8 protein-coding genes, 1 tRNA gene and 1 pseudogene are annotated in these 8,231 nt (G+C 54.7%); 1 reads left to right on the plus strand and 9 read right to left on the minus strand.

Going from position 1 to position 8,231, the window contains the following annotated elements:
- A partial coding sequence (locus tag ACEQU8_RS03215; protein ID WP_370261422.1) for an RNB domain-containing ribonuclease occupies positions 1 to 950 on the minus strand: 950 nt, incomplete at its 3' end.
- Positions 951 to 995: 45 nt separating this feature from the next.
- Between ACEQU8_RS03215 and ACEQU8_RS03220 the strand changes: the two genes are divergently transcribed.
- Positions 996 to 1,082 (plus strand) — tRNA-Leu (locus tag ACEQU8_RS03220).
- A 234-nt stretch (positions 1,083 to 1,316) separates the two neighbouring features.
- Here the strand turns inward: ACEQU8_RS03220 and ACEQU8_RS03225 are convergent.
- The 8 genes and pseudogenes from ACEQU8_RS03225 to ACEQU8_RS03260 all read right to left on the minus strand — a co-directional run.
- Entirely contained in the window at positions 1,317 to 2,399 is a 1,083-nt protein-coding gene (locus ACEQU8_RS03225; protein WP_370261423.1) for a YdiY family protein, read from the minus strand.
- Positions 2,400 to 2,513: 114 nt separating this feature from the next.
- Positions 2,514 to 2,984 (minus strand): phosphoribosyltransferase, encoded by a 471-nt coding sequence (locus ACEQU8_RS03230; RefSeq protein WP_370261425.1) that lies wholly within the window; start codon positions 2,982 to 2,984, stop codon positions 2,514 to 2,516.
- Positions 2,985 to 3,013: 29 nt separating this feature from the next.
- Positions 3,014 to 4,315 carry an adenylosuccinate synthase gene (locus tag ACEQU8_RS03235; protein WP_370261426.1) on the minus strand — a complete coding sequence of 434 codons (1,302 nt, stop codon included), beginning with the start codon at positions 4,313 to 4,315 and terminating at the stop codon, positions 3,014 to 3,016.
- Positions 4,312 to 5,523, minus strand: a complete 1,212-nt coding sequence (locus ACEQU8_RS03240) for an ATP phosphoribosyltransferase regulatory subunit (RefSeq protein WP_370261427.1) — start codon at positions 5,521 to 5,523, stop codon at positions 4,312 to 4,314. The genes ACEQU8_RS03235 and ACEQU8_RS03240 overlap by 4 nt, the downstream gene beginning before the upstream one ends.
- A 27-nt stretch (positions 5,524 to 5,550) precedes the next feature.
- The gene (locus ACEQU8_RS03245; protein ID WP_370261429.1) at positions 5,551 to 5,733 is read right to left on the minus strand and encodes a DUF2065 domain-containing protein; all 183 of its coding nucleotides are present in this window, start codon (positions 5,731 to 5,733) and stop codon (positions 5,551 to 5,553) included.
- Positions 5,734 to 5,802: 69 nt separating this feature from the next.
- Entirely contained in the window at positions 5,803 to 6,669 is an 867-nt protein-coding gene (hflC, locus tag ACEQU8_RS03250) for a protease modulator HflC (protein WP_370261430.1), read from the minus strand.
- Positions 6,670 to 6,671: 2 nt separating this feature from the next.
- Entirely contained in the window at positions 6,672 to 7,976 is a 1,305-nt protein-coding gene (gene hflK / locus ACEQU8_RS03255; RefSeq protein ID WP_370261431.1) for an FtsH protease activity modulator HflK, read from the minus strand.
- Between the two features lie 35 nt (positions 7,977 to 8,011).
- Positions 8,012 to 8,231 (minus strand): annotated as a pseudogene (locus ACEQU8_RS03260) (GTPase HflX); the annotation flags it as partial.

Consider the following 8,231-nt stretch of genomic DNA (forward strand, 5'->3'; position numbering starts at 1 on the left):
GGGAAATACACCGAGGTGCCGCGTTTGGTGGCCTCTTTGTCAATAGGGGTGCCCGGCTCCACATAGTGGCTTACGTCGGCAATGGCCACCAACAAACGCCAACCTCCCTTGATGGAATCCGCGGGAGTACAGTACACAGCGTCATCGAAATCCCTTGCGTCTTCACCGTCAATGGTCACAAACGGCACATCGCGCAGGTCAACGCGGCCTTTGAGGTCTTTGTGCTCTACGACAGAGGGCAGGCTCTCGGCCTGATTCATGGTGAGCAAGTCGAATTCGTAGGGCACATCGAATTTGCGCACGGCAATTTCGATTTCCATACCCGGGTCGTCGAGTTCGCCCAGCACTTCAACCACGCGACCAATGGGTTGGGAATGTCGGGTGGGCTGTTCCACGATTTCAACGGTGACCACTTGCCCGGGAATGGCTTGCCCCACGTCTTTGGGGCTCACCAAAATATCGTGTTTGATGCGTTGGTCTTCGGGAATGACGAGCAAGATGCCACGCTCGGACACCAATCTGCCCACCAAGCGGTTGGTGCGCCGCTCAGTCACCTCCACTATGGTGCCCTCGGGCTTGCCCCGGTGGTCGGTGCCGGTAATGCGTACCAACACCCGGTCGCCGTGCAGCACCTTTTGCATTTCGCGTGGGGAAAGGAATGCGTCTGGGCCCCGGTCATCCCGGATCAAAAATCCGAAACCATCTCGATGACCGGCCACCTTGCCCGCCACAAAGTCCAGTTTGGTGGACAAAAGCAAAAGGCCTTTGCGGTTGGGCATCAACTGGCCATCGCGCTCCATGGCGCTGAGGCGTTTTTCAATAATCGGGATTTGGTCTTCAGTCAGTTTTAGGTGCTCAAACACTTGCTCGCGGGTCAGCGGTGTTTGGCTTTGGCGCAACACGGCCAAGATGTCTTCGCGACTTGGTATTTTTATTTCTGTTTTATGCATTGACAAAAGTTTTTATTTCATTAAAATTCACGGCTCGCACCTGATGCCCAGGTGGCGGAATTGGTAGACGCGCTAGGTTCAGGTCCTAGTGGTGGCAACACTGTGGAGGTTCGAGTCCTCTCCTGGGCACCAAAAATTCTCCTGCACTTTGCTGCAAATCTTCAAACTTCCCACCCTTTATTGCTGGCAATGTTGGTTGTGCATGTGCGCTTTTAAATGTTATTGCGCACCGCATTCGGGACGGCGAAAACCGCGCTGCTTGGTGCATTTGCACCAGCAGGCAGTGTACAGCACTTTACAGAATTCACCTTGTTTATTTGTGTCAGCCAGAGCGCCTTGAGCAACTGTGGCTGCATGTCAACACATTCACTGAAATCCGTAACCCACACTGAAAATAAGTGCTGTGTCGGTTTTTTTAATGCCAGGTGGCGGCATGTTGTCGTAATCCACGTTGAACTGCGTCGACAGGTTCAGATTTTTGGTCACCGGCAAGCGAATGCCGAGGCGATTTTTAAACAAGGTGTCGTTGGTGTCTTCCAGACTGATCAATAAATTGCTGTTGTTGAAAAAAACCAGCTTGTCATCCCAAAACTTGCGGTCATATTTAGAGCCCAAGTTGAGGGTTGGAAAGGCCTCGTCAGGCGCAATTTTGTAGTCTTCATTCACATAGCTCAGGCCAATCTCGCCACTCAGTTTGGAACGCTCTGTTTCCCAAAACTGCCGACCGTAACCAGCGCCCAGCGAGGTTCGCAAGTTCAAATCGGCCAGTTCATCGCTTTCTGCAGAGGTGTTTACAAACAGGTAGTCTTTTTCGTTCAGAAAGGCATCGTACTGCGCTTTGGCCAAGCGGTTGGATGTTGTGGTGACTCCGGCAGACTCCGCCTCATTCACTTCCACGTTGACCGTGTAGCGACTCTCCAAGGTACGGGCTACAAATTCGGCATCCAGATTCAGGGTGTCGTCTTCCGAATTGCCGCGGTTGAACACACCACCCAAATTGGCTCGGCCGGAATATTTCGTACGAGAATCAATCACCGGGGGGTTGAGCATGGCCACATCGGCCTTTTTAAGCGGCGCAGACTTACCCAATTGCCCTTGATCAATCACCACTTCGCCCTGCTCATTCAAGGCCAGTTGACCGCGCACCTTGCTGCCGTTGCTCAATTGAACAACCACACCATCGTCGGTGCTCAAGGTGCTCACTTGACTCCAGGGCACTTTAACCTCGCCCACCAAAGCCGATTTGAATACCAGAATATCGTCTGACAAGCGGGTCACCTTGCCAGTGAGTTTGTCGCCGTTGGACAAGGTCAGCGTAGCAGCCAGTGCAGCAGCGGGCGCGCAGAGCAAGGCCACGCCCAGCGTGAGGGCGGACAGGTGATGAAGCGGTTCAAACTTGGGAAAAAAGGAAGGCGAAACTGCGGGGGTATTGCGTTGCACATCAGGCATTGCTTGGGTGTCTCCTTGAAGCTTTGAAAAGCCCATAGGATAACACACCTCAAAAATAGCCCATTTTTAGGTCAAATTAGACGGAATTCAAAGCAATTTAAACAATTTGATTGTTTAGAAGTCGCGAACCTCAAAAGGCTGAACAATCCAGACATCGTCATGCAAGTGCTCAGCAGCGAAATCGGGCTGGAACACCGAACTGGGTTTGACCCAGATCACCGCGCTTTTTAAAGAGGAAATGGCCGGGTGGGCATGTTGCAAATGGGTGTGCAGCTGGCGCAAAGTTTGCCCGGAGTCTGCCAGATCGTCAGCCAAAAGCACCCGCCCTTGGATGGGCACCACGCTGGCAATGCTGGCAGAAATTTGCAAACCGCCCTGCACGGTGCCCGATGGCCCCATGTAAGAACTGGCTGCCACCACGGCCATGGGGCACTTTAATGAACGCGACAAACCATCGGCCAAGAACAAGCCACCCCGCGACACGCCCAGAACGAGGTCTGGCTTGAAGCTGGACTGGCGCACCTGATCCACCACCTTGTCGATTAGGTGGTGGTACTGCAGGTAGTCCACATGCAGTTTTTTCATGGCGAGCCCGCTTGCCAGGTTGGGTTGGCTTATGCCTTAAAGGGGTGACGCAGTACGATGGTTTCGTCGCGATCGGGACCGGTGGAGATCATGTCCACGGGCACGCCGCAAACCTCTTGCATGCGGGTCAAGTAAGCCTTGGCCTCTGCAGGCAGAGCATCGTAAGTTTTTACACCAAAGGTGGTGCCACTCCAGCCAGGAAATTCTTCAAAAATTGGCTTGCAACCTTCAACCTTGTCACTTCCAAAAGGAAGAATGTCGGTTTTGGTGCCATCGGCCAATTCGTAACCCACGCCCAATTTGATGGTTTTAAGGCCATCGAGCACGTCCAACTTGGTGATGCACAAACCACTCACCCCATTGAGCTGAATGGTACGGCGCAGGGCTGCTGCATCGAACCAGCCACAACGGCGAGCACGACCCGTGACCGAACCAAATTCGTTGCCTTGTTTGGCCAGATGGGCACCGGTTTCGCAGAACAGTTCGGTGGGAAAAGGCCCAGAACCCACGCGCGTGGCATAGGCTTTGGTGATGCCCAAGACATACTGCAGGCGCTGCGGGCCAACACCCGCCCCAGGAGAAGCCGCTCCTGCGATACAGTTGGAGCTGGTCACAAAAGGAAAGGTGCCATGATCGATGTCGAGCAAAGCGCCCTGTGCGCCCTCGAACAGCAGATTCTTGCCTTCGTCATTGGCCTTTTGAAGCAATGCGGGCACGTCGGCCACCATGTTCTTAATGCGCGGGGCCAGGGCCATGGCTTTGTCGAATACCACTTGAGCGTCCACCGCCTGGGCACCCAGGTACTGGGTGAGCACAAAGTTATGATAGTCCAGCACTTCTTCAAGCTTGGCGCGGAAGCTTTCAGGATTAAACAGGTCTTGAACCCGCAGGGCACGGCGAGCCACCTTGTCTTCGTAAGCGGGGCCAATACCGCGGCCGGTGGTGCCAATTTTGCTCTCGCCTCGCTTGGCTTCACGTGCCTTGTCCAAGGCGATGTGATGATCCAAAATCAAGGGGCAGGCCTCACTGATTTTCAGGCGGGCCTCCACGGAGATGCCGCCGGCTTGCAACTCATCGATTTCAGACAACAAAGCCTCGGGAGACAACACCACGCCGTTGCCGATGAAAACCTGCACATCGGGCCGCAAAATACCAGAGGGAATCAGGCGCAAAATTGTCTTTTTGCCACCAATCACCAAAGTGTGGCCAGCGTTATGGCCGCCTTGGAAGCGCACCACGCCTTGGGCGTGGTCGGTCATCCAGTCCACCACCTTGCCCTTGCCCTCGTCACCCCACTGCGTGCCGATTACCACCACGTTGCGAAAACTCATTTCAATTTCTCCTGATTCATGCCCATCGGCACCACTGTCCAAACGGCGTTTGCCAGTACAAGCTGCCGATCACATACAAACTCTTCTTCTTCCGCATCGGTGTTGGGCAGGCTTTGAAGCACCACCTCGCCTTGCGAACGCAATTCACGAATGCTGGCCATGAGCGCGGGGTCAAATACCCAAGGCGCGCGAATGGCCCGTTTGGGGCTTGGCAGAGCGGCCTGAAGGGCCACCAACTCACGCAAGTCCACCGAAAAGCCCGTGGCTGGGCGTGCACGCCCATACACAGCACCCACGTCGTCGTAGCGACCGCCCCGCAGAATGGAATTGGCGCAGCCATCCACATAGGCCGAGAAAATAAGGCCACTGTGGTAATCAAAACTGGCGAGGTCAGCCAGATCGACCACCAACACAGGCACCACAGACACCGTTTCCTGCAAACGATCCACCACGGTTTGCAATTCGCCCAACACGGCTTGGACAGCCTTGGTGGCGGGCAAACAAGCGCGGGCGCGGGTCAATACACACTGCGTGCCCCCCAAGGTGCCATACAACCCCAACAGGCGAATAACCGCTTCACGTTGAGTAGCGCTTAAGCCATCGATGCCTGCCAGCAAGGCCTGCAGACGTGGACGGTCCTTTTGAGCCAAGGCTTGGTGTACCTGCCGCAACATGGGCTCGGGCACCGGGCTGCCCTCAAGCACTGCGGCAAGCAAACCGGCATGGGACAAGGCCAGTCGGTAGTTTTTAAGACCAGAAAGATTCAGCGTGTCTACAGCGAGGCTTAGAATTTCCAGATCGGCCTCCACCCCTCCGCAGCCGTAAAGCTCGGCACCGCACTGCATGGGCTCACGGGTGGTGTGCAAACCCAAGGCCTGGGTGTGCAACACTGGGCCACAGTAGCACAGGCGAGTCACGCCCTTGCGATTAAGGATGTGGGCATCAATGCGGGCCACTTGAGGCGTAGTGTCGGCCCGCAGGCCCAACATTCGACCGCTGGCCTGATCAAGCAGCTTGAAGGTTTGCAAATCCAGAGAGGCATCTGCATTGCCAAGCAAGGACTCGGTGTATTCAAGCATGGGAGGCATCACCAGCTCGTAACCGTATACGCGAAAACGATCCAGCAGGGACCTTCGCAACTCTTCAATGCGACGCGCCTCAGAAGGCAATACATCGGCAACAGACTCTGGCAAAAGCCAAGCAGACATGACTATTCCAACGCTTTTGACAAACAGTTAAAAAACCACAAACAACACGAGGCCAAACACCAAGGCAATCAGGCCAATGAAGCGAATTTGGCCCTCGCTGAGCGCGGCTATCTTGAGGAAAGTCTCTTTCCATTGCTTTGGAAAGAGAAAAGGCATCAGGCCCTCGAAGACAAACACAAGGGCCAAGGCCAGCCAAAAGGTCTCGCTCATTTCAAAAGTTGCCCCAAGCAAAACCTTTCTGGCTGGAGGATGGTTTTAAAAACCTTAAAAGCCTTTGATTTACTTAGACTTTTGCAGGTAATTAAAGAACTCTGACTGCGGATCAACCACCATCACGTCCGACTTGGAATTCAAGGACTTCTTGTAAGCTTCCAAGCTGCGGTAGAAAGCAAAAAACTCGGGATTGCGACCAAAGGCAGCATTATAAATCGAAGCGGCCTTTCCATCACCCTCCCCCTTGATAGTTTGTGCTTCGCGGTAGGCTTCAGCCAAGATCACCTGGCGCTGGCGATCCGCATCGGCGCGAATTTGCTCAGCCTCGGCAGCACCCGTAGCACGCAGGTCATTGGCCACCCGCTTGCGCTCGGCTTCCATTCGGCGGAACACCGACTCGCTCACCTCTGGCAGCAAATCCACGCGCTTTAAGCGCACATCGAGGATTTCAACACCAATTTCCTCAGCGTCGTCCATGACCTTGTTCACCACGCTTTCCATCACCACGGTGCGCTCACCAGACACCATTTGGGGCACTGTGCGCTTGGTGATTTCTTCGTTCAGGGCAGACTTGACCACTTGGGTCATGCGGCTTTGCGCCAAGCGGGAATCACCGCTGACCCGAACAAAGTAAAGCCGTGGGTCTGTAATTCGCCATTTGATGTAGGTGTCTACCAAGAGGTTTTTCTTCTCGGAGGTGATAAAACGCTCTGCATCGGGTGTGTCGATGGTCTGGATGCGCTTGTCCAGAAAAATAACGTTCTGGAACGGCGCAGGCAGCTTGGCGTACAGGCCCGGTTCTTGGCGAACCTCTTTGACCTGACCCAGAGCAAACACGATGGCGTATTGGCGCTCATCGACCACATACAAGCAGGTGTTGGTCACAAACAAACCAATCAACGCCGCCGCTACTACTACAAAAATCTTAGGCATGATTATCGTGCTCCACGATCGCGATTGCGCATGGCATCGCGAAGACTGCTGTCAAAGTTCTCGTTGCTTTGGCGACTGGCCGGTGATGCGCCACCGCCCGAGCCGTTGCTTGCCGCCTGGCTGGCGTTGTCCTGATTGCTACCAGTAGACGAGCCACTGCGCTCAACGAGCTTTTCCAGGGGCAGGTACAACAACTGACTGTTGTTTTTGGTGTCAACGATCACCTTGGTCACGTTGCTGTAAATTTCTTGCATGGTGTCCACGTACATGCGCTCGCGGGTCACCTTGGGCGCCTTTTCAAACTCGGTCAACACGGCCTTGAAACGTGCTGCATCACCCTCGGCCTGTGCCACCACGGTTTCGCGGTAACCGTTGGCTTCTTCAATCAAGCGCGCCGCATTGCCTCGCGCCCTGGGGATCACGTCGTTGGCGTAAGCCTGACCATCGTTTTTAAGTCGCTCACGGTCCTGGCCCGCTTTGACCGCATCATCAAATGCGGCCTGAACCTGCTCTGGAGGCTGAACATTTTGCACTGTCACGCTGGAGACCAAAATACCGGTTTGATATTTGTCCAGAATTTGCTGAATCACCTCTTGGGTGTTTAGCGCAATTTGTTCACGGCCCTCGTAGAGGACGAAGTCCATTTTGTTGCGCCCCACCACCTCGCGAATGGCTGTTTCAGCGGCCATTTTGACGGTTTCATCGGGGTCGGCAGTATTGAACAAATATGCCCCAGCATCGCTCAAGCGATACTGCACGGCAAATTGAATATCGATGATGTTTTCATCTTCAGTGAGCATGAGGGCCTCACGCAGCACCTTGCTACGAACCTCATTGCGGTAACCCACTTCAATGATGCGAACCTGCGAAGAGTTCACGATCTCGTGGGACTGAATTGGGTAAGGCATGCGCCACTGGAAGCCAGGCATGGCTGTGTGGGAGTACTTGCCGAACTGAAGCACCACGGCTTCGCGACCTTCTTGAACAATGTAAAACCCACTGGCGAGCCAAATAACCGCGGCGATCCCGATAATGGCGGTAAGGCCCTTGCCCGCACCTTCCATATTGGGAGCACCACCACCGCCGCCGCCCACCGGGCCGCGAGGTCCACGTGGGCCCCCGCCACGCTTGCCAAACAGCCTGTTTAGGCGATTGTTGAAGTCTCGCCAAAGTTCGTCGAGATCGGGCGGGCCGTCCTGGCGGCCACCACCGGGCCGCCGGTTGTCTTGGTCTTGAGGCTTGGGCTGGTCATCATTGTTTTGACCACCCGAGGAATTACGCCCCCAATCCGGATCATTCATAGACATGCTTGTTCCTACTGCTTAAAAAATGATTTTGATTGTCAAACCCACTGCAATGCGTCTTGTTGCGGGCCAATGCTTCTGCTTTGAGCATAAAAATGGCTCGCCAGTTCAATCAGGCATTCACGCAGGGCTGGCAGGCCCACGCCATAACGCGCGCTGACGGAAACAGACAAAATGTTACCACCCTCGTCCCGCTCGACCTCGGGAGACCGCTCGCAGGCGTCTATTTTGTTCCACACAATCAGCTGTGAGATCGGA

The organism is Limnobacter sp. (assembly GCF_964228395.1).
Lineage (GTDB): Bacteria > Pseudomonadota > Gammaproteobacteria > Burkholderiales > Burkholderiaceae_B > Limnobacter.

Coding starts and splice junctions, on each gene's coding strand:
- ACEQU8_RS03225 (WP_370261423.1), bottom strand. CDS start 2,399: ATGCCTGATGTGCAACGCAATACCCCCGCAGTTTCGCCTTCCTTTTTT.
- ACEQU8_RS03230 (WP_370261425.1), bottom strand. CDS start 2,984: ATGAAAAAACTGCATGTGGACTACCTGCAGTACCACCACCTAATCGAC.
- ACEQU8_RS03235 (WP_370261426.1), bottom strand. CDS start 4,315: ATGAGTTTTCGCAACGTGGTGGTAATCGGCACGCAGTGGGGTGACGAG.
- ACEQU8_RS03240 (WP_370261427.1), bottom strand. CDS start 5,523: ATGTCTGCTTGGCTTTTGCCAGAGTCTGTTGCCGATGTATTGCCTTCT.
- ACEQU8_RS03245 (WP_370261429.1), bottom strand. CDS start 5,733: ATGAGCGAGACCTTTTGGCTGGCCTTGGCCCTTGTGTTTGTCTTCGAG.
- hflC (WP_370261430.1), bottom strand. CDS start 6,669: ATGCCTAAGATTTTTGTAGTAGTAGCGGCGGCGTTGATTGGTTTGTTT.
- hflK (WP_370261431.1), bottom strand. CDS start 7,976: ATGTCTATGAATGATCCGGATTGGGGGCGTAATTCCTCGGGTGGTCAA.